The 25,658-nt window shown below is 72.1% G+C and carries 24 protein-coding genes; 13 read left to right on the forward strand and 11 right to left on the reverse strand.

The features are described 5' to 3' along the window. Window positions 1-377, forward strand: a 377-nt coding sequence (locus BKE38_RS07435; RefSeq protein ID WP_076956718.1) for a GNAT family N-acetyltransferase, incomplete at its 5' end; no start/stop codon positions are given. A gap of 88 nt (window positions 378-465) precedes the next feature. On the opposite strand, the gene BKE38_RS07440 is transcribed toward BKE38_RS07435, so the two are convergent. Both BKE38_RS07440 and BKE38_RS07445 read right to left on the reverse strand, forming a co-directional pair. Beyond that, on the reverse strand, window positions 466-849 hold the full coding sequence (locus BKE38_RS07440; RefSeq protein ID WP_076956719.1) for a hypothetical protein: 384 nt from the start codon (window positions 847-849) through the stop codon (window positions 466-468). Between the two features lie 67 nt (window positions 850-916). Continuing rightward, window positions 917-1,903, reverse strand: a complete 987-nt coding sequence (locus BKE38_RS07445; RefSeq protein WP_076956720.1) for a Bug family tripartite tricarboxylate transporter substrate binding protein — start codon at window positions 1,901-1,903, stop codon at window positions 917-919. 117 nt (window positions 1,904-2,020) lie between these two features. Here BKE38_RS07445 and BKE38_RS07450 point away from each other — a divergent pair, with 117 nt between their 5' ends. Then, entirely contained in the window at window positions 2,021-3,253 is a 1,233-nt protein-coding gene (locus tag BKE38_RS07450; RefSeq protein WP_076956721.1) for an amidohydrolase family protein, read from the forward strand. Here the strand turns inward: BKE38_RS07450 and BKE38_RS07455 are convergent. Further along, window positions 3,250-4,017 (reverse strand): alpha/beta fold hydrolase, encoded by a 768-nt coding sequence (locus tag BKE38_RS07455; RefSeq protein WP_076956722.1) that lies wholly within the window; start codon window positions 4,015-4,017, stop codon window positions 3,250-3,252. The genes BKE38_RS07450 and BKE38_RS07455 overlap by 4 nt on opposite strands. A gap of 37 nt (window positions 4,018-4,054) precedes the next feature. Continuing rightward, the gene (locus tag BKE38_RS07460; protein WP_076956723.1) at window positions 4,055-4,927 is read right to left on the reverse strand and encodes an HpcH/HpaI aldolase/citrate lyase family protein; all 873 of its coding nucleotides are present in this window, start codon (window positions 4,925-4,927) and stop codon (window positions 4,055-4,057) included. A gap of 180 nt (window positions 4,928-5,107) precedes the next feature. Between BKE38_RS07460 and BKE38_RS07465 the strand changes: the two genes are divergently transcribed. The 3 genes from BKE38_RS07465 to BKE38_RS07475 all read left to right on the forward strand — a co-directional run bounded on the left by BKE38_RS07465 (window position 5,108) and on the right by BKE38_RS07475 (window position 7,314). Continuing rightward, window positions 5,108-5,644 carry a 6-pyruvoyl trahydropterin synthase family protein gene (locus tag BKE38_RS07465; protein WP_076956724.1) on the forward strand — a complete coding sequence of 179 codons (537 nt, stop codon included), beginning with the start codon at window positions 5,108-5,110 and terminating at the stop codon, window positions 5,642-5,644. Further along, window positions 5,641-6,273, forward strand: coding sequence for a 7-carboxy-7-deazaguanine synthase (gene queE / locus BKE38_RS07470; RefSeq protein ID WP_076956725.1), 633 nt, complete (start codon window positions 5,641-5,643; stop codon window positions 6,271-6,273). Before BKE38_RS07465 ends, queE begins: the two co-directional genes overlap by 4 nt. A 126-nt stretch (window positions 6,274-6,399) precedes the next feature. Further along, a complete protein-coding gene (locus tag BKE38_RS07475) occupies window positions 6,400-7,314 on the forward strand; it encodes a ketopantoate reductase family protein (RefSeq protein ID WP_076956726.1) in 915 nt (304 codons plus the stop codon). Here BKE38_RS07475 and BKE38_RS07480 read toward each other — a convergent pair. After that, complete coding sequence (locus BKE38_RS07480) at window positions 7,311-8,732, reverse strand: amidase (protein ID WP_207553523.1); 1,422 nt, start codon at window positions 8,730-8,732, stop codon at window positions 7,311-7,313. The genes BKE38_RS07475 and BKE38_RS07480 overlap by 4 nt on opposite strands. A 214-nt stretch (window positions 8,733-8,946) precedes the next feature. Here BKE38_RS07480 and BKE38_RS07485 point away from each other — a divergent pair, with 214 nt between their 5' ends. Together BKE38_RS07485 and BKE38_RS07490 are read left to right on the forward strand one after the other, a co-directional pair. After that, window positions 8,947-10,257 carry an aspartate aminotransferase family protein gene (locus tag BKE38_RS07485; protein ID WP_083747363.1) on the forward strand — a complete coding sequence of 437 codons (1,311 nt, stop codon included), beginning with the start codon at window positions 8,947-8,949 and terminating at the stop codon, window positions 10,255-10,257. Window positions 10,258-10,318: 61 nt separating this feature from the next. Further along, the gene (locus tag BKE38_RS07490) at window positions 10,319-11,155 is read left to right on the forward strand and encodes a hypothetical protein (RefSeq protein ID WP_076956727.1); all 837 of its coding nucleotides are present in this window, start codon (window positions 10,319-10,321) and stop codon (window positions 11,153-11,155) included. Here the strand turns inward: BKE38_RS07490 and BKE38_RS07495 are convergent. From BKE38_RS07495 to BKE38_RS07505, 3 genes are all read right to left on the reverse strand, one after another. Next, window positions 11,149-11,439 carry a glycine zipper domain-containing protein gene (locus tag BKE38_RS07495; RefSeq protein ID WP_076956728.1) on the reverse strand — a complete coding sequence of 97 codons (291 nt, stop codon included), beginning with the start codon at window positions 11,437-11,439 and terminating at the stop codon, window positions 11,149-11,151. The two genes, BKE38_RS07490 and BKE38_RS07495, sit on opposite strands and share 7 nt — an antisense overlap. Before the next feature lie 14 nt (window positions 11,440-11,453). Next, on the reverse strand, window positions 11,454-11,915 hold the full coding sequence (locus BKE38_RS07500; RefSeq protein ID WP_131829510.1) for a Rap1a/Tai family immunity protein: 462 nt from the start codon (window positions 11,913-11,915) through the stop codon (window positions 11,454-11,456). A gap of 272 nt (window positions 11,916-12,187) precedes the next feature. Next, the gene (locus tag BKE38_RS07505) at window positions 12,188-12,571 is read right to left on the reverse strand and encodes a nuclear transport factor 2 family protein (RefSeq protein WP_076956730.1); all 384 of its coding nucleotides are present in this window, start codon (window positions 12,569-12,571) and stop codon (window positions 12,188-12,190) included. Window positions 12,572-13,050: 479 nt separating this feature from the next. On the opposite strand from BKE38_RS07505, the gene BKE38_RS07510 reads away from it, so the two are divergent. From BKE38_RS07510 to BKE38_RS07525, 4 genes are all read left to right on the forward strand, one after another. Next, on the forward strand, window positions 13,051-15,996 hold the full coding sequence (locus BKE38_RS07510) for a bifunctional diguanylate cyclase/phosphodiesterase (protein WP_083747364.1): 2,946 nt from the start codon (window positions 13,051-13,053) through the stop codon (window positions 15,994-15,996). A gap of 151 nt (window positions 15,997-16,147) precedes the next feature. Beyond that, window positions 16,148-17,821: a DUF2491 family protein gene (locus BKE38_RS07515; protein WP_083747365.1), complete on the forward strand. Its 1,674-nt coding sequence runs from the start codon at window positions 16,148-16,150 to the stop codon at window positions 17,819-17,821. 15 nt (window positions 17,822-17,836) lie between these two features. Further along, a complete protein-coding gene (locus BKE38_RS07520; RefSeq protein ID WP_076956732.1) occupies window positions 17,837-18,250 on the forward strand; it encodes a DUF350 domain-containing protein in 414 nt (137 codons plus the stop codon). A gap of 25 nt (window positions 18,251-18,275) precedes the next feature. Beyond that, a complete protein-coding gene (locus tag BKE38_RS07525; RefSeq protein WP_076956733.1) occupies window positions 18,276-19,076 on the forward strand; it encodes a hypothetical protein in 801 nt (266 codons plus the stop codon). A gap of 74 nt (window positions 19,077-19,150) precedes the next feature. Here the strand turns inward: BKE38_RS07525 and BKE38_RS07530 are convergent, their stop codons facing one another. Next, window positions 19,151-19,564: a pore-forming ESAT-6 family protein gene (locus BKE38_RS07530; RefSeq protein ID WP_076956734.1), complete on the reverse strand. Its 414-nt coding sequence runs from the start codon at window positions 19,562-19,564 to the stop codon at window positions 19,151-19,153. A gap of 187 nt (window positions 19,565-19,751) precedes the next feature. Between BKE38_RS07530 and BKE38_RS07535 the strand changes: the two genes are divergently transcribed. Together BKE38_RS07535 and BKE38_RS07540 are read left to right on the forward strand one after the other, a co-directional pair. Further along, window positions 19,752-20,228: a CinA family protein gene (locus tag BKE38_RS07535; RefSeq protein ID WP_076956735.1), complete on the forward strand. Its 477-nt coding sequence runs from the start codon at window positions 19,752-19,754 to the stop codon at window positions 20,226-20,228. Between the two features lie 121 nt (window positions 20,229-20,349). Next, window positions 20,350-21,972 (forward strand): hypothetical protein, encoded by a 1,623-nt coding sequence (locus BKE38_RS07540; protein WP_076956736.1) that lies wholly within the window; start codon window positions 20,350-20,352, stop codon window positions 21,970-21,972. A gap of 48 nt (window positions 21,973-22,020) precedes the next feature. Here BKE38_RS07540 and BKE38_RS07545 read toward each other — a convergent pair whose 3' ends face one another. Both BKE38_RS07545 and BKE38_RS07550 read right to left on the reverse strand, forming a co-directional pair. Next, a complete protein-coding gene (locus tag BKE38_RS07545) occupies window positions 22,021-23,613 on the reverse strand; it encodes an ABC transporter substrate-binding protein (RefSeq protein ID WP_076956737.1) in 1,593 nt (530 codons plus the stop codon). Between the two features lie 38 nt (window positions 23,614-23,651). Further along, window positions 23,652-25,604: a primary-amine oxidase gene (locus BKE38_RS07550; protein WP_076956738.1), complete on the reverse strand. Its 1,953-nt coding sequence runs from the start codon at window positions 25,602-25,604 to the stop codon at window positions 23,652-23,654. Window positions 25,605-25,658: the final 54 nt, after the last annotated feature.

Below are 25,658 nucleotides of genomic sequence, written 5' to 3' on the forward strand. Positions count from 1 at the left end.
ACCCGGAGGATTCGCGGCCCTCGCCCGACGCTGCCGCGGCAGCGCTGCGGGCGGGGGAGGCGTCCGGGCTGGTGACGGTGCTGGTGGCCGAGCTTGAGGGACAGGTCGCGGCCACCTGCACCCTGGTCGTGGTGCCGAACCTGACCCGCGGCACCCGGCCCTGGGCGGTGGTCGAGAATGTGGTGACCGACGCAGCCCATCGCCGGCAAGGGCTGGGGCGTAAGGTGCTGCAGGCGGCGCTCGACCGCGCCTGGGCGGCCGAGTGCTACAAGGTGATGCTGGCCACCGGCTCGCAGCGGGACGGAACCATCCTGTTCTACGAGGCCGCCGGCTTCGTCCGCGGCCAGAATACCTTCTTCCAGGCCCGGCGCGACTAGCTCAGCAGGCCCAGCGCCCAGAGTCCGGTGGGCAGCAGCAGGGCGGTCAGGCCAGCGCCGGCAATGACCAGGGGGCCGAGGCCTGCGCTCACCGCCAGCGTTCCGCGGCGATCCGCCGGCGATCGGCCTCGATGCGGCGTCGATCCTCTTCGACGCGGCGGCGCTGCTCCATCACCTCGCGGCGCTGATGCTCCTGTTCCCAGCGGTGGCGGCGCCATTCCTCGCGGCGGCGGCCGTCCTCCCAGCGTGCGCGACGATGCTCGTCGCGGCGGCGCTCGGCCTCGGCCTGGTCGCGACGGCCGGCCTCATAGGCGCGGCGCTGCGCCTCGTCGTTGTTGCCGCCGCCGAGCGCGCCGCCCAGCAGCTGGTTGATCACGTCCTGCGGGTTCTGCGCCTGGGCCGGCAGGGCACCGGCCAGCAGCGGCAGGATCAGCAGGGGGGCCAGCAGGCGGCGACGGGTCCGGTTCTCCATGGCAGGAAAACTCCGCGGCGCCGGCCAAGGTTGCGCAAGGGGCGCCAGGCCAGCGCCCCTTCGATCGTCACTCGGGCTTGATGTTGCGCTTTCGGATCAGCGCGCCCCACTTCTCCATTTCCTGCGCCGCATAGGGGCGGAACTCCTCCGGCGTGCCGCCGACCGGGTCGATAGAAAGCGGCGCCAGCTTCTCGCGCACCTCGGCGGACAGCATGATGCGGCGGGCCGCACTTGCCAGCTGGGCGACGATGGGCTCGGGCGTGCCGGCGGGCGCGAAAAGCCCGAAATCGGTTGAGGCGCGGTAGCCGGTGAGACCCGATTCCGCGACGGTCGGGACGTCGGGGGCTTCCTTGCTGCGCTCCGCGCTGGTCACGGCGAGCGCCCGCAGCTCGCCGGAGCGCAGATAGGGCACCGCGGTGACGGAATCGACGAAGGAGAGGGCAACCTCCTTGGCCAGCACCGCCTGCACGCCCTGGGCGCCGCTGCGATAGGGAACATGCAGCATGCTGGTGTTGGACATGTCGAGCATCAGCTCGACGCCCAGGTGGTTGGCGACGCCCGAGCCGGCCGAGCCGTAGCTGATGGTGCCCGGCTTCTCGCGCGCCGCTTGCAGCAGGTCGGCCAGCGTCTTGTAGGGGCCGGAGGGATTGACGCAGATGAACATGGCATTGGTCGCCAGCATGCCGATCGGCGCGAAGGCGGTCGCGTTGTCATAGGGCAGGCGCTCGAACATGAAGGGCGCCATGGCGAAGGTGCCGTTCGGCACCACGGCCAGGGTGTAGCCGTCCGGCCGGGCACGGGCCAGGATCGCCTGGCCCACCGTGCCGCTGGCGCCCGCGCGGTTGTCGACGACGAACTGCTGGCCGAATTGCGCCGAGAGCTGCTGCGACAGCAGCCGCGCCACGAAATCGGTCGAGCCACCGGGGGCGAAGGGCACGATCACGGTGACGGTGCGGGTCGGGTAGGCCGGGCCCTGGGCCAGGGCAGGGCGGCCGGCAACAGCGGCGCCGAACCCGAGCGCGCCGAGGACGGCCTGGCGGCGGGTGATGGACATGGTTTTCCTCCTGGCGCTGCCTTGATGGGGGCGCGGCTTTCTGGTCTGACTCTATGAACGAACCGGGTAGTTCTGACCATCGGAAAAACGATGGCCGCCGCGAGGAAGGAAGCGCCAATGCCTGAACCGACACACATCCTGCTCGCCGCCGCCGCCTGGACCGGCGAGGGGGGCGCCGTGCTCGACCAGCCGGAGCTGCATGTCGAGGCCGGCCGCATCGCCTGGATCGGCCGCCAGGGCACCCGTCCGCGGCCCGAGGGCGCAGTGGTCAGCGATCTCGGCGCCCGCTTCCTGACACCCGGCTTCATCGACGCGCATCTGCATCTCTGGGGCCTCGATCTGTCCGATCCCTCTGCGCTCTGGAACTGGACACCCGCCTACCGTGCCGCCCGGGCTGTCGGCGATCTTGAAAGAATGCTGCAGGCCGGCATCACCGCCGTCCGCTGCCTGGGCGGGCCGCTGGGCCCCTCGCTGGCGCGGGCGGTGCGGGAGGGGGTGGTGCCCGGCCCGCATATCGTCGCCGCCGGCGAGTTCATCTGCTCGCGCGCCGGCACCTGGGACCATGCGGCCTTCCCGCAGGCCTGGGTGGAAACGCTCGGCATGTATGCCGACGGCCCGGACGAATGCCGCCGCCGGGTGCGGGAGCGCATCCGCCAGGGCGCCGATTTCATCAAGGTCGGCGGCTCGGTCGGCGAGCACACCGACACGCTGCGGCCCTGGGGCGACGACCCGGCGCGCCTCCGCCTGGCCTATACCGATGCCGAGCTGCGCGCCGTGGTCGAGGAGGCGCATCGCAACGGCCTCAAGGTCGCCAGTCATGCCATCGGCGAGGCCGCCGTGCGCCAGGCCCTCGACTGCGGCGTCGACAGCATCGAGCACGGCCATGGGATCTCGGCCGAGCTGGCGAAAAGGATCGCCGACAGCGGCGCCGTGCTGGTGCCGACCCTGGCGCTGCCGGCGCTGCGGGCCGAGACGGCGGCGCCCCACGCCGCGGCCGGCTGGCGCCGGCATCGCGCGGCGCAACGGGAGGCGCTGCAGCAGGCCCTGCGCGCAGGCGTGCGGATCGCGGCGGGAACGGATTTCGTCGGCCCGCCGGCGACGCCGCTCGGCCCCAGCGCGGTGGAGATGGAATTGCTGGTCGAGGCCGGCATGACCCCCGACCAGGCGCTGACCGCCTGCATCACCGAAGGTTCTTCTCTGCTGGGCCTGTCCGACCGGATCGGGCGGCTGGCCGTGGGCTATGAGGCCGATCTGGTCGCGCTGCCCGGCGACCCGCGGCGCGACATCGCCGTGGTGCGGCGGCCGGACTTCGTCATGAAATCCGGCCGCGTCGTCAGGGAACTTCCCTAGCCGGCGAGATGCGCCCGCATCGCCGCGGTCAGTTCCTCGGCAAATTCGAAGTTGGGCACATGCGCGGCGCGGGGGATGGTGACCAGCGCCGCGCCGGGGATGGCGTCGCGGATGGCCTGCGAATCCCGCAGCGGCGTCGCCACATCGGCCTCGCCGAAGATCACCGTGGTGCGCGCGGTGATCTTTCCGGCAATGCTGTCGGCACGGGCGTCGCGCAGGATGCCGGCGCCGGCGACATAGCCGTCGACCGGGCCGGTGACGATCATCCGCCGCAGCGCGCGCGAGCCGGGGGAGGCGACATCCTCCACCCAGCGGGACAGGGCGGCATCGGCATTGGCCTCCATGCCGGATTCCAGGGCGCGGGCGATGCGCTGGTCCCAGGCCTCGGGCGCGCCGAAGGTGATGGCGGTGTTGCAGGGCATCAGCGACAGCACCCGCGCCGGGGCGCGCGCGGCGAGTTCCAATGCCACCCGGCCGCCGAGCGAGATGCCGCCGACATGCGCGGACGCGACGCTGAGGGCGTCCAGCACGGCGACCGCGTCATCGGCGAGGTCGGCCAGCGTCACGCCCGCGACGCCGCCTTCGCTCAGCCCCTGGCCGCGCAGGTCGAAGCGGATGACGCGATACTGGGCCGACAGTGCCTCGGCCTGCGGGTCCCACATGCGCAGGTCGCCGGCCAGCCCGTGCAGCAGCAGCAGGGGCACGCCATCGGCCGGACCATCCACCCGGGCATGCAGCACCGCGGCACCGTTCCTGATCAGCATGGGCGTCGATCCGGCTTGGCGAGGGTCGTCATCCTGATCAGCCCCCGGCCATCGCCAGGATTTCGTCGGCGCGCCGCACCACCGGCGCGTCGACCATGCGGCCGTCGAGCTGGAAGGCGCCGCGGCCCTCGGCACGGGCGGCGATGTCGCCTTCGCGGACGCGGCGGGCCCAGTCGATCTCGGCAGCCGAGGGCGAGAAGGCGTCGTTCAGCACGGCGACCTGGGACGGGTGCACCACCAGCGCGCCGCGGAACCCCATGCGCCGGGCGCGGCGGATCGTCTCGGAAAAGGCCTCGATGTCGTCATAGGCACCGATGCTGCCGACGAAGCCCAGCGGCAGCACGCCCGCCGCCCGCGCCGCGGCCAGCACGGCATAGTTCGGCGTGAACAGCACATCGGCCTCCGGCACGCCGCCCATGGCGGCCGAATAGTCTTCCGGCCCCAGCGTCATCGCCGCGACGCGCGGATGGCTGGCGGCGATGGCGGGCAGCGAGAACAGCGCGACCGGCGTCTCGATCTGCAGCACCAGGCGGATGCCGCCGACCGGCAGGCCGCGGGCGATCTCGAGGGTTGCCAGCGCATCGGCGATCTCGCGGATATAGCCGGCATCCTCGACCTTCGGCACCACCAGCGCGGCCAGGCCCGGCATCACCGCCGCCTCCAGGTCGCGCGCCAGCTCCAGCAGTCCGTGATTGACCCGCACCATCGCCGCGGTGCCGTTGCTGGTGATCGAGGCGATGGAACCCGCCAGCGTCGCCCGCGCCGCCGGCTTCTCGGCGGCCGGCACGGCATCCTCCAGGTCCAGGATCACGGCATCCGCGCCGCGCAGATGCGCCTTGGCGACGAAGCGCTCGACATGGGCGGGGACGAACATCAGCGAGCGCCAGCGGGGCGGGGCGGCGGTGGTCATGCGGCGGTCTCCATGTCGTTCTTGCTGGGCCTGGGGTGATGGCCCCTTGCGGCCAGGAGGGCATCAATTCCGGCCTGCGGCAAGCCCGCCCCGCGTGATATCCCCGACCTGGTATCCCCGGCCGGCATGCCTGACGCGCGGCGCTTCCCAGCGCGAGCCGTCTGGTCTAAGGCCGGCCGCATGTTCGGCCTCGTCTTCTCCCGCCGCTTCTCCATGGCGCATCGCCTGACCGCGGGCCTGTCGGAAAAATGCGCCCTGCCGCATGGCCATAACGAGACGGTCACCGTCCGACTGACGGCGACACAGCCGCAACGCCTGGACGGCGCCGCCAACATGGTCGAGCCCTTCGAGCGGGCCAAGGCGCGCTGGCATGGCTGGATCGACGATGCCGTCGACCATGCCTTCCAGGTCAATGCGGCCGATCCTCTGCTGGGCTGGTTCCGCCAGCACGAGCCGACGCGCGCCGCCCGGCTGCTGGTCACCCCGGGCGACCCGACCACGGAAATGCTGGCCTGCCTGATGATGACGAAGATTTCCGCCTTCCTGGCGGCCGATGGGGGCGTGCTGCGCTGCGCCTCGATCCGGATCGAGGAGACGCCGACCAACAGCGTCACCTTCGACGGCGACCCGGCGGCGTTCCTGCCGGAGGGCTTGCCGGCCGATGCCTGGTGGCACCGCGCCGATGCCAGCATCAACGACCTGGGCGCCGCCGCATGAGCTATGCCGTGAAAGAAATCTTCGCGACGTTGCAGGGCGAGGGCGCGCAGGCCGGCCGTCCCTCGGTCTTCTGTCGGTTCACCGGCTGCAACCTGTGGTCGGGGCGGGAGCAGGACCGCGCCAAGGCGGTCTGCCAGTTCTGCGACACCGACTTCATCGGCACGGATGGCGAGGGCGGCGGCCGCTTCGCCGATGCCGAGGCCCTGGCCGAGGCGGTGCTGACCGCCTGGCCGGGCGGGGATGCGCATCGCTACGTGGTCTTCACCGGCGGCGAGCCGCTGCTGCAGCTGGACGCGGCCCTGATCGCCGCCATGCATGAGCGCGGCTTCGAGATCGCGGTGGAGAGCAACGGCACCTTCGTCCCGCCGCCCGGCATCGACTGGCTCTGCGTCAGCCCCAAAGCCGGCGCGGCGCTGACCGTCGCCGGCGGGTCGGAGCTGAAGCTGGTCTTTCCGCAGCCGGCGCTGATGCCCGAGGCGGTGCAGCACCTGGCCTTCCGCCATTTCTACCTGCAGCCGATGGACGGGCCGGACCGGCTGGCCAATACCGAGGCCGCTGTCCGCTACTGCCTGGCCCACCCGCAATGGCGGCTGTCGCTGCAGACCCACAAGCTGATCGGCATCCCCTGATCCTGGCTTGATCGCGCGATCGGGGCTTTTCGGCGATCCCGCCGCGAGCCGCCACGCTCAGGGCCCGATTGACGATTGCGGGCATATGCCCATAATCCGCGGAACCAAGCGGAAAAGGGGCAGGGGATGCGCATCCTGATCGTCGGTGCCGGGGCCACCGGCGGCTATTTCGGCGGGCGGCTGGCGGCGGCCGGGCGCGACGTCAGCTTCCTGGTGCGGCCCGGACGGGCGGCGCAGCTGCGCGCCGGCGGCCTGCAGATCCTCAGCCCGTCGCATGGCGACCTGACCCTGCAGCCACAGATCGTCGAAACGGGGGACCTCGCGGGCCCCTATGACGCCGTGCTGCTCAGCGTGAAGGCCTATGCGCTGGAGGGCGCCATGACCGATCTGGCGCCCGCCGTCGGTCCGGAGACGGTGCTGGTGCCGATCCTGAACGGGATGCGCCATCTCGAAACGCTGACAGAGAGATACGGGACGGCCGTGCTGGGCGGCGTCTGCAAGGTGGCCACCGAGCTCGACGCCGAAGGCCGGATCCGCCAGCTCGCCGCGCTGCAGGAGCTATCCTATGGCGAGCAGGATGGCAGGCTGTCGCCGCGGGTGGAAAGGCTGGACGCGGCGCTGCAGGGCGCCGGCTTCGCCGCCCGGGCGTCGACCACCATCCTGCAGGACATGTGGGACAAATGGGTGATGCTGGCGACGCTCGGCGGCATCACCTGCCTGATGCGCGGCCCTGTCGGCGCGGTGAATTCCGTCCCCGGCGGCGGCGCCTTCGCCGCCAGCCTGCTGCAGGAGATCGCCAGCGTCGCCGCCGCCTCGGGCCATCCGCCGGCCACCGCGCTGATGCAGCGGCTGGCGGCGGGCTTTACCGACCCGGCCTCGACCCAGACCTCGTCGATGTATCGCGACCTGGCGAAAGGCCAGCCGATCGAGGGCGCGCAGATCATCGGCGACCTGCTCGCCCGCGCCCGCGGCTTCGGGCTGGAGACGCCGCTGCTCGCCACGGTGGACGTGCATCTCGGCGTCTACGGCGCCACACGCTAGGCCAAAGGCGGACGCAGCCCGGCCCAGGGCCGCGCCTGCTCGAACGCCGCCGAGGCCTGAAGGACAGAAAGATCGTCGAAGCGCTGGCCGACGATCTGCAGCCCGACCGGCAGGCCTTCCCCGGTGAAGCCCGCCGGCAGGCTGGCCGCCGGATGGCCCGACATGTTGAACGGATAGGAAAACTCAGCCCAGCGCAGCCAGTCCCAAGGGTGCTGCGGCCAATGCGCCGGCTGCAGATCCTTGGCCGGGAAGGCGGCGACCGAGACCGCCGGCGTCACCAGGAGATCCAACCCCGCCATGAAGCGGTGGATCTCGGTGACATAGGCGTATTTCCTGGTCCGCATCCGCTGGTAGTCGCCGGCGCTGACCGGAGCGCCGTCGCGGATGCAGGCGACCAGGCCTGGATCCATCCGGCTTTCCCATTTGTCCAGCTCCGGCAGCCAGCGCGACATATGCGCCGACCAGAAGAAGCGGCCGATCTCGACGCCTGTCGGGCCCCAGGGGGTCGCGACCGGCTCCAGCTCGCTGCCCAACGCCGCGGCCAGGGCGCGCGCGGCCTCCAGGCTGATCGCCGCGACATCCGGGTCGACCCGGGCATGGCCCAGATCGGCGCTCCAGCCGATCCGCAGCGTCTTGCCCCCCATCGGCTTCTGATGCAGCAGCCCCGGATAATCGGCGGGCGGCGCCTCGGCGCTGGTGAAGTCCCAGGGGTGCGGCCCGGCCATGACCTGCAGCATCAGCGCCGCATCCGCCACATGCCGCGTCATCGGCCCGATATGCGAAGTCAGGTCGCCGACCGAGGGCGGGTAGTAGGGCACCCGGCCGAAACTGGGCTTCAGCCCGTAGATGCCGCAGAAATGCGCCGGCATGCGGATCGAGCCCGCCCCGTCGCTGCCCTGGTGCAACGGGCCGTAGCCGGCGGCCGCCGCGGCCCCGGCGCCGGCCGAGCTCGCGCCGGCATTGTAGCCGGCCTTCCAGGGATTGCTGGTGATCCCGGTCAGCGGGCTGCGGCTGACCCCGGTCCAGCCGAATTCCGAGGTGGTGGTCTTGCCGATGACGATCGCCCCGGCCTCGACCAGCCGCGTCGCGACCGGCGCGTCCTCGGTCGGACGGTGGCCGGCGAAGATCTGCGAGCCGCTCTGCATCGGCATGTCCGCGGTCGGCGTCAGATCCTTCAGCGTCGCCGTCACGCCATGCAGCGGGCCAAGCCTGTCGCCGCGCATCACCGCCTGCTCGGCGCGGCGGGCGGCGGCGAGCGCCGCCTCGGCGGCCAGATGCGCCAGGGCGTTGATCCGCGGCTCGGCGGCCTCGGCCTGGGCCAGCACCGCCGTCGTCACCTCCAGCGGCGAGACTTGCTTCTGCCGGATCAGCGCCGCCAGCTTGGTCGCGGGCATCCAGGCCAGCTCGGTATCGGTCACGCGGTCTCTCCCCTGCGGCTCGGCCCCACATGCCAGACCCATTCGGCGCCGGGGGCAATCCGCTTTCTGCGGCACAGCACCCGGCGCGGAAAAACGTGTTCGCAAGGGTTCAGCGCTGCGCTGCTATAGTGCCGAGCGGCGTGAAACCGGCTTGCGCCCCCGTGCCGCCTGTCGCAGCCTTCCGGCGGTTTCGTGAGAACAGGGGATATCGGGCATGACCGCTTCCGCCAGCGCCGCCGCGACGACGGCCGCCGCCACGGGGCAGGAGGCGCTGCTCGAGACCGCGCGCCGCGTGCTGCCGGGCGGCAGCTTCGGCAATCTCGCCGGCGACGTGGTGCTGGCGCGCGGCGCCGGCGGCCATGTCTGGGACGAGGATGGGCGCGAGTATATCGACTACCTGCTGGGCTCCGGCCCGATGCTGCTGGGCCATGCGCATCCCGAGGTGACCGCGGCGGCGCAGGCGCAGATCCCGCTGGGCACCACCTTCTTCGGCAACAACCGCCGCGGCATCCTGCTGGCCGAGGCCATCGTGGACGCCGTGCCCTGCGCCGAGCAGGTGCGCTTCCTCTCCAGCGGCACCGAGGCCGATCTCTACGCCATGCGCCTGGCCCGCGCCTTCCGCGGCCGCGAAAAGATCCTGAAGTTCGAGGGCGGCTATCACGGCATGAGCGACTATGCCCTGATGAGCCTGGCGCCGAAGCGGCCGGGCAACTCGGCGCGGCCGATCCCGGATTCTCCCGGCATCCCAGCCAGCGTGGTCGAGGAGGTGATCGTCGCCCCGTTCAACGACCTGGCCGCCGCGACCGCACTGATCGAGCGCCATGCGGAGGAGCTCGGCGGCGTTATCGTCGAGCCGTTCCAGCGGCTGATCCCGCCCATCCCCGGCTTCCTGCAGGGCCTGCGCGATGTCACCGCACGGCTTGGCATTCCGCTGATCTTCGACGAGGTCGTCACCGGCTTCCGCTTCGCCTATGGCGGCGCGCAGGAATATTATGGCGTCACTCCCGACCTTTGCACGCTGGGAAAGATCTGCGGCGGCGGCTTCCCGCTCGCTGCCATCGCCGGCCGCGCCGAGATCATGGCGCTGTTCGACCGGGCGACGGCCGGCGAGGACAGATTCCTGCCGCAGATCGGCACGCTCTCGGGCAATCCGGTGGCCGCGGCGGCGGGGCTGGCGACGCTGGCCGTGCTGCGCCGCCCGGGCAGCTATGACGCGCTGTTCGCGACCGGCCGCCAGCTGATGGCGAGCCTGTCGGAAGAGATCCAGCGCGCCGGCTTTGCCGCGCAGATCCTCGGCGAGCCGCCGCTTTTCGATGTGGTCTTCGCGGCCGAGCCGGTCGTCGACTACCGCGGCACGCTGAACGCCGACGCGGCGCTGATGAAGCGGTTCAACACATTGCTGCGCCAGCGCGGCATCCTGAAGGGCGACAGCAAGTACTATGTCTCCTGCGCGCATGATGCCGACGACATCGCCGCGACGCGGGAGATCTGGGCCTCGGCGCTGAAGGCGCTGAAGGCAGGGTGACGCCGGGCCGCTCGCGGCGGCGTCACCGGTCGTGACGCGGGCGGCATGACACAGCCGGGGCATGGCCATTCCCGATGCCGGCCCTGGCGGGCCGCGCCGCTGCGTCTACACCCTGCTGACCGGCGGCTATGAGCGCCTCACCGAGCAGCCGGCGGCGGCCCGCTCGACGCTGCCCTTCCTCTGCCTGACCGACGATCCGGCGCTGCGCAGCGACAGCTGGCAGATCCGCCAAGTCGCGCCCTGCCTGCCGAGGGATCCGGTGCGCAGCCAGCGCGCGATGGAACTGCTGCCGCACCGCCTCCTGCCCGACTTCGACCTGCCGCTCGACATCCACAACAGCGTGCTGCTGACCGCGCCGCCCGAGGATCGCTTCGCGCAGCTGGCGGCGGGGCAGGGCCTGGCGCTGCCGGCGCACCGCTGCCGCGACCGCCTGCCCAACGAGTTTCTCGAGGTCAGCTGGCCCGGCTATGACGACCAGGGGCGGATCTTCGAGCAGCTCAACCACGACCAGCCGGCCTGCCCCGAGGCGCTGGCGCAGCCGCCGCCCTGGACGGCGATCTTGCTGCGCGACCACGGCGACGCGCGCATGCGCCGGGCGATGGAGCTTTGGCTGGCGCATGTCCTGCGCTGTTCGCGGCGCGACCAGCTGTCGGCCGGGATCGCCCTCGCCCGGCGCGACGCCCGCGACGCGACAGGCGAAGCAGCGCTTCATCTACGCGCGGCCGAGGCGGCGGCAGAACAGGCGACGCGGGCGAGCCCGGAAATCCTGCAATCGACCAGCTGGCGGCTGCTGGCGCCGCTGCAGGCCTGGCTGGCGCGGCATCCACGGCTGCTGGCCGGGTTGCGCCGGGTGCTGCGGCCGGGCCAGGGCCCGGCCGCCATTGGCCTCGATCAGTAGCGGCCGTAGCCGCCGCGACCGCCGCGGCCACGCGGCTCGGGGCCGTAGCCGCCGTAGGAATTGCGCTGCGACTGGTCGTAGAGATAGCCGGCGCCGGCACCCGCGCCGGCGCCGAGCAGGGCGCCGAAGCCGGCATTGCCGCTGAAGGAGCCGATGATGCCGCCAAGGGCGGCGCCGCCGGCGGTGCCGCCGACGACGTTGCGGGCCTGCGGGTTCATGTCGGCGCAGGCGCCGAGCGACAGGGCCGCGATCAGCGGCAGCGCGATGCGCGCGGAACGGATCATGATGGCGTCTCCTCTCAGCGCGGCGTGGTCGCGGGGCGGGCGGCGCGGCGGGCCGGCTGGGCGGCCGCCTGCGGCGGGCAGGCATAGGTCGCCTGGGCGTAGCGCAGCAGCCCGTCCAGCGCCGGCTCGGCATTGTGCGCCGGGTTGGCGCGCGCCCAGGCGGCGAAGCCCAGGCCGGTCTGCGCGACGGTCGGCGCCGGCGTCGGCACGCAGAACAGCGGCCGGCTGACCGCCGAACCCGGCGGGTTCAGCGCCGCATGATACTGCCCGGCGGCGGTGATGAAGCCCTGGCAGTAGGCGATCGATTCCAGCCGCAGCGGGCTGCCGGCGGCGGGATCGCAGATGGCGGCCAGGTCGGCGACCGTGCTGACCTGGGTCACCGGCTCGGGCGCCGCGGCGGTGCCGGCGGCACCCTGGGCAAGGGCCGCGCCGCTGGCCAGGCCAAGCAACGCTGCCGTCGTGACGAATATCCGCATGGGCCCACTCCTCGCGGTTGGGGATGTCTGGCGATGCTGGTCGAAGCGGGGGGTGCGGCCAAGCGCGGGCGCGATGACGTTTTCGCAAGCTGCAAGCCGAAGGTCGCGCGGTTCTTGCAAGACTTGCCCTCCCGATCCGGGCGGCGAGGCCGCCGCAGGACGGCCGGCGCCGGCCACCCTCCGGGGGGGCAAGCGCGCGGCAGCGGCAAAGGTTGCGGTCGGATGTCACGGGAATCGGCGCGGCGGCCGCGGCGCGGCGCGCGGGCCGCGCCTCAGCCGGCCAGCTGCGGCGTGCCCAGGCACAGCCAGGCGCGGGAAATGCGGCCGCGCGCCAGCTCGTAGATGGCATAGACCTCGACCGTGCCGCGGCCGTCCGGATAGGTGCGGGTCATGGTCTCGTGGTCGATCACCAGGCCATGGTCGTTGGCGGCTGCGGCCGGCAGCTCGACCCGGCGCTTCAGCCGGTTGTGCAGGTCGGGCTCGCGGAAGCGCCCCGACTGGCGGGCGCGCAGCGCCGCGGCATCGTCCGGCAGCGCCTGGTCGGGCAGCTCCCAATAGGCGCAATCCTCGCTCCAGCAGCGCATATAGGGGCCAAGGTCGCGGGCATTGTAGGCGTCAAGCTGTTGCTGCACGAGCAGGGCGGCCTCGCTGGCCATGCCGGGTCTCCTGATGAGGCTCAAAAAAAACCCCGCGACACGCATCGCGGGGGCTGACGCAGGCCCGTGGCCGCCGCGGAGGTCAGGGCCAGCGAGCCGGCCTGGCCCGCGACGCAGGGCGGAACACTGCCAGGCGGCCCTCGCGCTCGTTCCCGTTAGGCTCCGGGACGCTTTGGCGACGCTTGGCAGGGCTTCCGCGGGCGGTCATGGGGCAAGCTTCGCGCCCTTTGCCGCGGCCGGTCAAGCAGGCTTTCACCACTGCGTGTTGAGCCGCCGAAACGGGCTCCAGGACGGGCTGACGGCGCAGGTCGCGGTTGCGGCGGCACGAGGCTTGCGAGAAAAAGCGGCCCGGAGAACGGGCGGTGCAACCGGTTCATGCAACTCTTGCGCGTGGCTCCGCTTGCACTGGTAGCTGTCATGGAAACGACCGCGAAAGGGGATGGGCGCATGATCGCAGCGGGGCGCGACCGGCAGCCTCGATGGAGAGGCTGTTGATGGCGGCGGCGCCGATTCCGGAGAACGAGGAAGCCAGGCTGCGCGCCCTCGGCGCCTGCGAGCTGCTCGACACCCCCCCGGATCCGCGCTTCGACGCCTTCGCCCGGCTGGCCAGCCGCATCTATGGCGTGCCCTATGCCCTGGTCTCGCTGGTCGACCGCGACCGGCAATGGTTCAAGGCCGCGGTCGGCCTGCCGCAGGGCAGCAGCATGCCGCGCGACCTCAGCTTCTGCGCCCATGCCATCCTGCGCCCCGGCCAGCCCATGCTGGTGCCCGACACCCTGGCCGATCCGCGCTTCGCCGACCACCCGATGGTGCAGGGGCCGCCGCATTTCCGCTTCTACGCCGCCGTTCCGCTGCGCGACGCAACCGGCCTGCCGGTGGGCAGCCTTTGCATCCTCGATCTGGCGCCGCGCGATCCGGAGGGCATCGACCTGGCGCCGCTGGAGGAGCTGGCACTCGGCCTCTCCACCCTGGTCGAGCATGGCCGCAGCCTGGCGGCGCTGCGCGAGAGCGACGAGAACTACCGCTACACCATCGAGCTCAGCCCGCAGATGCCCTGGACCGCCGATCCGGACGGCATGATCCTGTCGGTCGGGCCACGCTGGCCGGCGCTGATCGGCATGCGGCTGGAGGAGACGCTGGGCGACGGCTGGCTGCGCGCGCTGCATCCGGACGACGTGGCGCCCACCCTGCGCGAATGGGGCATCGCGCTGCGCGCCGGGACCCCGGTCGATCTGGAATACCGCCTGTCCAATGCCACCGGCGAATACACCTGGTACCGCGTCCGCGCCGCCGCCCGCCACGATGCGGAAGGTCGCATCATCCGCTGGTACGGCACCGTCGAGGATGTCGACGAGGCCAAGGCGGTGCGCGAGGCGCTGCGCAAGAGCGACGAGCTGGCGCGCAGCGTGCTGGAGAGCAGCCCGGTCTGCATCAAGGTGCTCGACCTCTCGGGCTATCTGATCTTCATGAACGGCCCGGGGCTGGCGCTGTTCGATCTCGACACGGCCGAGACGGTGGAAGGCTTCGGCTGGCGCCAGGCCCTGCCGGCTGACTATGTCGCCGCGGTGCAGCAGGGCGCCCATGTCGCCGCCCGCGGCGAGAGCGTGCAGTTCACCATTCATTGCCCGACCGCGCGCGGCCGGGCGAAATGGTGGGAGATCTCGATCTGCCCGATCGCCGGCGCCGACGGGCTGCCCTATCGCCTGCTGTGGATCTCGCGCGACATCACCGAGGAGAAGCAGGCGCGCGAGCAGCAGGAGGCTTCGGCCGCCCGCCTCGCGGACGTGCTGGAGACCACCTCCGACTGCGTCGCCGTGCTCGACCGCGACTGGATCTTCACCTATGTCAACGGGCGGGCGGAGGCCTGGTTCGCGCGGCGCGGGCCGGCGCTGGGCGCCAGCGCCTGGATGATGCTGGCGACGCCCGGCGACCCATCCTTCGCGCGCCAGCTGCAGCGCGCCATGGCGCAGCCGGGGCCGACCACCTTCGAGGAATACCTGCCCTCGCTGGACGCCTGGCTGGAGGTGCATGCCTATCCCTCGGGCGAGGGGCTGACGCTGTTCTTCCGCGACGTCAGCGAGCGCCGCCGCGCCGAGGCCGAGCAGCGCCGCAGCGAGCAGCGCATCGCCCATATGGCGCGGCATGACGGGCTGACCGGCCTCGCCAACCGCGGCTTCTTCCAGGAGGAGATCGGCCGCGCCCTGCGCGAGGGCTCGGCCGGTTGCGCGCTGCTCTTCCTCGACCTCGACAACTTCAAGGATGTCAACGACGCACTCGGCCATCTGGGCGGCGACCAGCTGCTGCAGCAGGCGGCGGATCGCCTGCGCCGCGTCGCCCAGGACAGCGCCTGCATCGCCCGCCTCGGCGGCGACGAGTTCGGCCTGCTGCTGCGCGGCGCCGGCCCGCGCGAGGCGATCGGGGGACTGGCCGTCCGCATCATCGACGCCGTCAGCGAGCCCTATCTGATCGAGGGCCAGCGGCTGCGCGTCGGCGCCAGCATCGGCATCGCCCTGCCGGTGACCCAGGGAGCGGCGCCCGAGGCGGATGCGCTGATCAAGCAGGCCGACATGGCGCTCTACAGCGCCAAGACCGAGGGGCCGGGGCTCTACCGCTTCTTCGCGCCCGAGATGACGCAGCGCCTGCAGAGCAGGCGGGCCTTGCGCCACGACCTGCGCGAGGCGCTGGAGAACGGCGAGTTCTCGCTGGCCTTCCAGCCGGTGGTGGCGCTGGGCGAGCGCCGCATCGTCGCCTGCGAGGCGCTGCTGCGCTGGTTCCGCCCCGGCCGCGGCCCGGTCTCGCCGGCGGACTTCGTGCCCGTCGCCGAGGAGACCGGGCTGATCGTGCCGCTGGGCCGCTGGGTGCTGCGCCAGGCCTGTGTCGCCGCGCTGGACTGGCCCGACAGCATCAGCGTCGCGGTCAACCTCTCGCCCGCGCAGTTCACCGGCCCGGGCCTGGTCGAGGCGGTCGCCGCCGCGCTGGAGGAGACCGGCCTGCCCGCCAGCCGGCTGGAGCTCGAGATCACCGAAAGCGTGCTGCTGCACGAGGATGCCCTGGCGCTGGAGACGCTGCACGCGCTGCGCGCCATGGGCATCGGCATCGCCATGGATGATTTCGGCACCGGCTATTCCTCGCTGAGCTATCTGCAGCGCTTCCCCTTCGACAAGATCAAGATCGACCGTTCCTTCGTCGCCGACCTGCCCGGGCGGGCGCAGTCGCTGGCCATCCTGCGCGCCATCGTCGGCCTCGGCCGCAGCTTCGACATGACGATCACCGCCGAGGGCGTCGAGACCGCCGACCAGGCCGCCACCGTCGAGGCCGAGGGCTGCCGCTATGCCCAGGGGTATCTGTTCAGCCGCCCCCTGTCGCAGACGGACATCTCGGCCTTCCTGGCCCGGGCGGAAGGGGTGGCGCTGGCCGGCTGGTAGCCGGCTTGTGACCTGGGGGCTCCCTGGCCGCGGGCGGCGGCCGCGCCTATGCTCTCTGCCGTGACCGCCTGAGACCTGCGCTGCCGCTGGAGCCGACCCAGCGACCAGTCGACCCCGCCCAGTCCCACCGGGAAGTGCCACCGGGAGCCCCATGCGCAAACGCCTGGCCGTGCCTTTGATCATCGCCGGCCTGGCGATCGCCGGTCAGGCGGGCATCCCCCCGGCTTCCTATCTGGCGCCCCGGCAGCTGATCGCCGAGGCCGAGGCGCGCCCGCGCTCCTCCGGCGGCTATTCGCGCTCGCCCAGCACGTCGCGCAGCTACAGCAGCGGCAGCAGCAGCCGAAGTTCCTCGGGCGGCTACGCGCGGCCGTCCTCCGGCTCCAGCCGCACTCCCAGCACCAGCCCGAGCTATCGCGACCGCTCGGCCGGCGACCGCAGCTACAGCCGCAGCCAGTCGGGCGATGCGCTGCGCCGCCTGCGCGAGCGCGACGCCGCCGAGCAGCGCCGCCGCGACACTCCCGCCACGACCTCCGGCAGCACGGCCGGCAGCGGCGGCGGGTGGTGGGGCAGCGGCTCGTCGCGCAGCACGGGGCGGTCTTCCTCGGGCGGGTCGTATTCCGGCGGCTATTCCTCGGGCGGCGGCTATGCCCCGGGTGGCTATGGCGGCTGGTACCGCGATCGTGGCTGGGCGCCGCCGGCCGGCATGCTGGGCGGGCCGCGCCGCTTCGGCATCTGGGACGCGGCCTTCCTGTGGTTCCTGTTCAGCACGCTGTCCAGCCCGGGCCATGCCGACTTCTTCCACCACCACCAGGCCGATCCCGGCTACCAGCAGTTCCGCCAGACCGCCGAGCAGCGGGCGGCCTCCGATCCCGAGATCCGCTCGCGCCTGACCGAGCTCGACACGGCGCTGGACAGCCGCCGCGACCAGCCGCGCAACGCCGATTTCCTGCCCCCCGACGTGCCGCTGGCGGTCGCGACCGGGCAGGAGGCGCTGGATGCCCGCACCCCCTCCACCGCCGATGCCGGCGAGGAGGAGGAAGGCGGCATCGGCGCCGTCACCGTCATCCTGGTGCTGCTGGCCGGCGGCGCGGTGCTCGCCGTGCTGGCCTGGCGCCGCCGCCGTCCGGAGCCGCCCACCATGTCCTCTGGCCCCTCGGGCAATGCCAGCCCGCTGCAGAGCGCCGGCAATATCCTGCGCCACAAGATGTCGGGCGAGGCCTATGCCCCGTCGCAGTTCCGCCTGGGCATGCCGGTCAGCATCGACCCCACCCCCTTCATCCTGGCCGCCGGCGCCACCCATCTGGCGCCGCCGCCCTCGGGGGCGGGCGCGCTGAGCGTCGAGGCGATCGGGCGGATCGGCGGGACCGGACAGGGGTCGATCGTGCGGCTCTACCTGCCGGAGGAGCAGGGGATGATCCAGCTGCATCTGGGCGCCGGCAATGCGCCGGACGAATGCCGCTTCTTCGCCCTGCTCGACGAGGTCACCCCGGCCGACGAGGCCGAGTGGGAAGCCTGGCTCGACCCGCGCGAGGGCATGATCGGCTGGCCGGAATTCCAGACCAAGGACGGGCAGGTCTATCAGCGGATCTGGGCGCCCGGCGCCGCGAAGGTCGCGCCGCGCGATATGCCGGAAGAGGTGGAGACCACCCAGGGCCGCCGCAGCATCCGCAACCAGAGCATGCTCTATGGCCGCCCCACCGGCAGCCCGGCGCCGGCGCCGGCCACCGAATACATCCTGGTCTCGGCCATCGAGGACGGGCAGGACGCCTGGGTGGAAATCCGCGCCGGCCTCGACCTCAACCCCGCCTCGCTGTCGCTGGCCTGAAGGACGCAACGCGCCATGGACGTCATCTTCGAGACCCTGCGGGCCGGACTGCCCGTGCTGGTGCTGCAATTCGCGGTGACGCTGGCGCTGCTGGCGCTGGGCGTCGCGCTCTACATGGCGATCACGCCCTTCCATGAGATGCGGCTGGTCCGCCAGGGCAATGCGGCGGCCGGCGTCGTGCTGGGCGCCAGCCTGGTGGCGTTGGCCATCCCGCTGGCGGCGACGCTGGCGACCAGCCGCGTCACGCTGGACATCGTCGTCTGGGGGCTGGTGGCGCTGGTGCTGCAGCTGCTGGTCTTCCTGGCGGCCTCCCTCCTGATCCGCGGCCTGCGGCAGATGATCGAGGAGGGCAACCTGGCCGCCGCCTGGCTGTTGGCCGGGCTGCAACTGGCCGTCGCCCTGCTGAACGCCGGCGCCATGGCCGGCTGATCTTTCGAGCACAAGGAACAACGCCATGCTGGCCTTCATCCGCAACCTGGTGGGCGTGAAGACCGACCAGGCCGTCAACTCCGCCGTCGAGGCGATCGTCCGCTGGGACCCGAAATCGGCGACAGAAGCCGAGCTGCGCACCATGGAGCAGCATCTCGACCAGCTCGGCCTGCAGGTCGCCGAGGCGCGCCAGGTCTTCGAGAAGGAGCGGCGTGAGGCCGAGGCCATCCAGAAGCTGTCCGAGCAGCGCCTGGCGGCGGCCGAGCAGCTGCAGAACCGCGCCGCCGCTGAGACGGATGCCGGGCGGAAGGCGGAGCTCGAGCGCTCGCTCGGCACGCTGGTCGGCATGCTGGAGGAAATGGCGCCGGAGCTGGAGCGCGAGAAGCGCGACGCGGTCGAGGCGGAAGAATTCGTCGCCATGCTGACCGACACCTACAACCAGGCCGGTGCCAAGCTGAAGACGGCGCGCGCCGAGCTGACCCGCGCCCAGCGCGACATGACGCGGGCCGAGCAGCAGCGCGATGCCGCCGACCGCCGTGCCGAGGCCGCGCGCCAGGCCGCCGGGCTGACGGGTGCCACCAGCGGCCTCAGCGTCGCGCTGAAGGCGATGCAGGACACCGCGGCGCGCAACCTGGCCGAGGCCGAGGCGGCCAACAGCAAGGCGAAGCTGCTGGCGCCGACGCGCCCCGAGCAGGATGACCCCAACATCGCCGCCGCCCTGCAGGCGGCCAGCGGCGGCGGCGGCCCGGCGCTGAGCGTCTCCGACCGGCTGGCGGCGCTGCGCGACAAGCAGGCGGTGCCGAAGCGGATCGGCGGCCCCGGCTGAGCCGTCCGGGCTGACGCAGGAAAGGCCGGCGGGGTCACCCCCGCCGGCCTTTTCGCTGTCCGGCTTCCGGCCGCTTACTGCGGCGGCAGCGAGGCGCCGGCCTGCTTCACGGAATCGCCCATGCGCTGGCACAGCGCGGCCTCGGTGCTGTTCTGCCCCTTGGCGGCCTCCGCCAGCGTCACCGATTGCGGCCCGACCACGATGGCGCCGGCCTTGCCGCGGGCATAGGCCGCCTCGCCGCCGCTGGTGTCCTGCGGCTTCGGCAGGTTGGCCATGATGCGGGTCTGCAGCGCCACGGTGCTGGCCTCGATATGGCCGGCCGCCTGGCAGTATTCGAAGACGCCCTGCTGGTTGCGCGCGGCCTCGTAGATGGTCTTCAGCTGCTCGGGCGTCGGGCCGGCGGGCGCCTGGGCCGCCGGCGCCTGGGCGAAGGCCGGGACGGCGACGGCCAGCAGGGCGGCGGCGAGCAGGGGAGTGCGCAGCGACATGGCGGGGGGTTCCTCGTTCTTCGGCGCCGGGCTGCGGGGGGTGCAGACGGCCAGTTGCCGCCTTATAGATCGGCAAGAACAGGTGGAACAGGCGGGGTGCTTTATTTCCCTGATCCATGACCGTCTTGTGATATTCTTTCCATGGCCAAAATATAACGGTTTCTTGAACTTTGCGGAGGGATGACGAATGATCGAGCAGGATGTCGCCGCGCTGCTGGCGGCCCGCGGCGAGAAGCTGGCGGTCGCCGAGAGCTCGGCCGGCGGGCTGATCGCGGCGCGGTTGCTGGCGCTGCCGGGCGCCTCGGCCTTCTTCCTGGGGGGCGGGGTGATCTACACCGCCGCGGCGCGCGAAGGCCTGCTCGGCATCACCGCGGCCGACATGGCCGGCATGCGCCCCTCCACCGAGCCCTATGCGGCGCTGCTGGCGCAGCGGGTTCGCCTCCGCCTCGACGCCGACTGGGGTCTTGCCGAGACCGGCGCGACCGGGCCGGCCGGCAACCGCTACGGCGATGCCGCCGGCCATGCCTGTCTGGCGGTGGCCGGCCGCAGGGCGCGGGTGGCGACGCTGGAGACGGGGCAGGGCGACCGCGCCGCCAATATGCAGCGCTTTGCCGATGCAGCGCTGCGGCTGCTGCGCGACGCGCTGCGCGGCGAATCTTCGTGACGCCCACGTCATCCTTGCCATCAGGAACGTGATCCGCCCGCAGATTGCCGCCTTCCAGGCCGTGGTCTAGCTGCTTGCGATAAAGCTGCGGAGGGCAGGCGCGATGGCGCGGATCGGACGGTTGAGGGCATGGCAGGCGCTGCCGGCGGCGGCGCTGCTGGCCGGGCTGCTGCAGGCGGGCACGGCGGGCGCGCAGCCTCGCGCGACGCCGACCCCGCCGCCGGCGGCGGCCGAGAGCGGCCCGCCGAAAAGCGGCGGCGGCGGCGGCGCGGGCGGCAGCGTGGTGCGGCCGAACAACGCCGCCTGCCCGAATGGCCAGGCGGCCGAGATTGCCACCAGCCCGGAAGCCGCCGCGCGCGTCCAGCCGCTCAGCCCCGACCAGCGGCTCTGCGTCCGGCTGTCGCGCGGCCAGGCGGCCTATTTCCGCGTCGCCCCCGAAGCGGGCGGCGACTACACCGTCACCACCAGCCGGCTCGGGCGCAGCACCGACACCGTGCTGGCCGGGCTCGACGCACGCGGCCGCAAGCTGATCGAGGATGATGATGGCGGCGGCGACGATCTCTCCTCCAGCCTGGAGGTCAGCGCCGACAGCCGCGTCGCCGTGATCCGCGCCGGCACGCTGGACAACCAGCCCGGCAGCTTCGACATCACCCTGCGCCGCAACGCGCCGCAGACCCCGCCCGACTTCCCGACCAGCCAGGAGATGGCGACCTCCGCCCCGCCGCTGGAGCCCGGCAACACCCGCCATCTGCGCCTGCGCCGCAACCAGACCGCCTATTTCGCGCTGCCCGCCGACCGCAGCGGGCTGGTCGCCGTCACCCGCAACCTGCGCGGCGGCACCGACACCGTGCTCGCGCTCCTCGATGCCGAGGGCCGCGTGCTGCTCGAGGACGATGATGGCGGCGGCGGCTTCGCCTCCGAGCTGCCGCTGAACGACCCGCCGGAGGGGGCGGTGACGCTCCGCGTCGGCACGCTCGACCGCACCGCCGGCGAGTTCGACCTGGTGCTGGTGCGCGAGGCGCCGCAGCCGCCGCCGGATTTCCCGACCACGCTGCAGGCCGCGCGCGACCGCGGCGTCCTGGCGCCGGGGACGATGTCGCTCGATCTCGGCCGGCGGCAGAGCGCCGTCTTCGCCCTGCCGGCCGAGGGCAGCTTCGTCCTCGAGACGCGCAACCTGGGCCGCGACGCCGACACCGTGCTCTATCTGCTCGACGAGGATGGCGCGGTGCTGGCCGAGGATGACGACGGCGGCCAGGGCCTGGCCTCGCGCATCAGCACCAGCCGTGCCGGCCGCCGCCCGGCCTTCGTCCGCGCCGGCACCCTGAACGGCCAGGGCGGCCGCTTCGACCTGGTGCTGCGCGCCACGGGCGGCCGCGGCACGGGCAGCGGCGCCGCCGCCGGCGGCACCGTCGGCAGCATCGAGGAGGCGGCGCGCCGCCCGACGCTGCAGATCGGCGAGGCCGTCTCGGTGCGGCTGGAGGGCGACCAGCCCGCCGTCATCGCCCTGCCGAATGACGGGCGGCTGTCGATGGCGCTGACCTTCTCGCTGTCGGAGGGCGCCGACACGGTGCTGGAGATGCTGGACGCCGATGGCGAGGTGATCGCCGAGAACGACGATGCCGATGGCGGCCTGGCCTCGCGCCTGGCGGTCGAGCCGCAGCCGCGCCCGGCCTATCTGCGCGCCAGGCAGCTCGGCGGCGAGACCGCGAGCTTCCAGCTGGTGCTGATCCGCCCGGTCGAGTGATCGCGTGCCTTCGCCCGGCGACGCCGTCGCCGGGCGGGCATCGCGCCGTCAGACGCGGTTGACGTTCCAGAACATCGGCATGCCCTGGATCACGCCCGTCAGCGTCTTCCGGTAGGCCCAGTTCTGCAGATACTGGCCGAGCGGCAGGTAGGGGACGTCCTGCAGCCCCTGCTCCTGGATCTGCGCCGCCAGCTTCTGCTGCGTCGCCAGGTCGGGGGCGTCGAACCACTGGTTCCGCAGCTCTTCGACCTTCGGCATGCTCGGCCAGCCGAACCAGGCGCTGGCGCCATTGCCGCGCAGCGCGATGTTGGTGCCGGGGTTGAAGAAGTCGAGCCCGGTGAAGTTGGTGAAGAACATGTTCCAGCCGCCCTTGTCCGGCGCCTCGCGGCTGGCGCGGCGCTGCGTCACCACGCCCCAGTCGGTGGTGATGAATTCGACATTCATGCCGGCCTTGGTCAGGTAGTCGGCGGCGACCTGGGCCAGCTGGAACAGCGCCGGCTGGTCGGTCGAGCCCAGCAGCGTCACCTTCTCGCCCTTGTAGCCGGCGGCGGCCAGGTCGCGCTTCACCTTGGCCAGGTCGCGCGGCCCGGTGATCGCGGCCATCCCGGCGCTGCTCGCCATCGGCGTGCCGGCGGGGAAGAAGCCGATGCCGTCGCGCCACTGGCTGCGGTCGGCGCCGATCACCGCCGTCATGAAGTCCTCCTGCGCCAGCGCGCCGAGCAGGGCGCGGCGGATCGCCGGATTGTCGAAGGGCGGGTGCAGGTGGTTGAAGCGCGCCAGCGACATGAAGCCGGTGGGGTCGGAGACCTCGACCTGGATGTTGCGGTTGCGCTTCAGCTGGGCGCCGATATCGGCGATCGGCTGCTCCAGCCAGTCGACCTCGCCGTTCTGCAGCGCCGCCGCGGCCGTCGCCTGGTCGGGCAGGACGTGCCATTCGACGCGGTCGAAATGCACCCGCTTCGGCCCGCTGGTCCAGGCCACCGGCCCGTCGGCGCGCGGGACGTAGTCGCGGTTGCGCTCATAGACCAGGCGCGAGCCCGGGACACGCTCGCCGGGGACGAAGCGGAAGGGGCCGGAGCCCATGAACTCGGTGATCGGCACGGCGGCGTCGCCCTTGGCGAGCCGCTCCGGCATGACGACCAGGATCGGCGTCCCGGGCTTCGCAAGCGCGTCGATCAACAGGGGGAAGGGCTTCTTCAGGCGGAACTGGATGGTGCGGTCGTCGGGCGCCGAGAGCTCGTTGGTCGCTGCCATCATCGCCTGCCCCATGGCGTCGCGCACCGCCCAGCGGCGGATCGAGGCCACGGCGTCGCGCGCCAGCACCGGCGCGCCGTCGTGGAAGCGCAGGCCCTCGCGCAGGCGGATGCTGACCGTCAGCCCGTCGCCGGCGACCTCGTGCCCCTCGGCCATCTGTGGCTGGGGGCGGAAATCCTTGTCGATGCCGTAGAGCTGGTCGAAGATCATCAGCGCATGGTGGCGCGTGACATAGGCGGTGGTGACCACCGGATCGATCACCGTCAGATCCGATTGCGGCACGAACTTGATCACCTTGGGCGCCTGCGCGAGGGCGGGCGCCGCGAGCGGCAAGGCAGAGGTGGCGCCGAGCGCCAGGCCGGCGCGCATCAGGTCACGTCGCTGCATCGTCGATGTCCTTGTCGGTGCGAGAAGCGGGGAAGCGGTCAGCCGCCGGCGCAGGCATGGCAGCTGGCGGCATTGACGGAGGGCGCCAGGTCGATGCCGGGGTTGCGGTCGAAGAAGCCGCTCGGCGTCAGGCGGAAGCCGGTGCTGATGCAGGGCTGGACGGGAAAGTCCTCCGGCCGCACCGGGTGATGCAGGCCGAAGCAGTGCCACAGCACCAGGGCGGTGTCGGTGATCGGCCGGTCCTGCTCGGTGATCGCCCAGATGTCGTCCGCGCCGTCGGAATGGTTCATGTATTCGCCGGCCGGGTAGCGTTCCTCCGGATGCAGCGGCGAAGCCCAGAGATGGTTCTGCGTGAAGCGCGCCCGGCGGCCCGAGGGTGAGCAGGGCGAGACCATCGGCGTCACCGCATGCAGCGGCTCCAGCTTGTAGGCGGTGGGGCGGCCGACGGCGTTCGTCTTGTCGCTGCTGCACACCTTCCAGTAGCGGTGGCTCTCCGGCGCCACCCGCCGCCGCGCCGCGCGCTCGGTCGGCAGCAGCGTCTCCGTCTCGAAGAAGGCATTGCCGTAGGGGTTGGCCGGGCCTTCCGGCTCCGCCTCGGTGTTGCATTCCACCAGGCTGTTGCGGTCGCCATCCACCGCCATCTCGAGGCGCGCGCAGAAGATGTGCTGGTGGATCTGGGCGGCGACTCCCGGCGCCACCTCCCGCGCGTATTTGCCCGGGTTTCCGGGCAGGCAGGCGGCGGTGTTGACGATGCCGGTGGCCTTGACCTCGAACTGGATGCCGCCATCGGTGTGCAGGTACCAGTAGAGCGCGTATTCGTAGTTGCCGACGGTGCAGATGCAGGAGACGACCAGCCGGCGGGCGCGGCGGACCTCGGCCCGGTTGCTGCGGAAGTCCCAGTGCTTCCAGAGCAGCCCGGCATCCTCCTCGTGGATGCAGATGGCGTTTCCGATGGTCATGACGCCGCCCTGCATGGTGCCGAGATGAGCGTCGAGATACTGGATCTCGCCCAGGCAGTCGCAGCCGAGCTTCAGCGAGTTGGTCAGCTTGCCGAGCCCGTATTCGCCGACGTCGAAGACGTTCTTGCGGGCGTGGCCGTTCTCCGGCGAGCCATAGGGCACCACCATCTCGACCAGCGAGGCGCGGTGCAGCACCGGCCGGCCGTCATAGCGGATGTCGTGCAGGGTCAGCGCCTCGCGCGCGTTGAAGCCGATGCGCAGGCTCCAGCGGTCCCAGCTCAGCTGCCGGCCCTCGAGGCGGAAGCTGACGCCCTCCGGCTGCACCACGTCGAGCGGCTTGTAGGGCTGGCGCGGTGCTTCCAGGAAGTCGCGGTCGTAATTGTGCTCCGCCATCGGCACGGGCACGACGCCATGGTCGTCGACGCGGATCACCGTGCCGCTCATCAGGTCGACGACGGCGTTCAGCCCCTCGATCGGGTGGGCGTAGAAATTCTCGTGCGGCCGCAGCCGCAGCCAGGCGAAGGTGTGGCACAGCAGCCGGCCTTCCTCGCCGGGGATGCCGAAATTGCCGGCCGACCAGGGATCGACGCAGACCTTCTGCATGTCGGTGATGCCGCGCCTGGCGCAGGCGGCGATGAAGCGCGGATCCTGGCGGACCAGATCCTCGATGCCGAAGAACTGCTCGATCTGGATCATCGGCCGGGCGTCGGGCAGATGCTTCCGATCCACCACGGCCGCGGCGTCGAGGTCCACCACCAGCCGCCACACCCCCGGCGCGCCGGCGCGGAACAGCGCGGCGCGGGCCTGGCGCGGCGGCGGCGGGCCGCCGGCCTCGAAGCCGCGCAGGGCCGCGCGGTCGGGGTCCTTCAGCTCGATCGTCTCGAACAGCACACCATCGCCGAATTCCGGCGCGGCGCGGAGGACGGCGACGACGCGCATCAGCTCCGCCGGGGTCAGCGGATCCAGCGGATGGCAGGACGCGGCGGCCGGCGTGGATGCTCGCGCGCAGCCGCAGACAGACAGGTCGTGCATCTCAGGCTTCCTCCGCGGCGCGGCGTGCCTGGCTCTTGCTCCCAGAATCGCGAG

The sequence above is a fragment of the Teichococcus deserti genome (genome assembly GCF_001982615.1).
GTDB lineage: Bacteria > Pseudomonadota > Alphaproteobacteria > Acetobacterales > Acetobacteraceae > Pseudoroseomonas > Pseudoroseomonas deserti.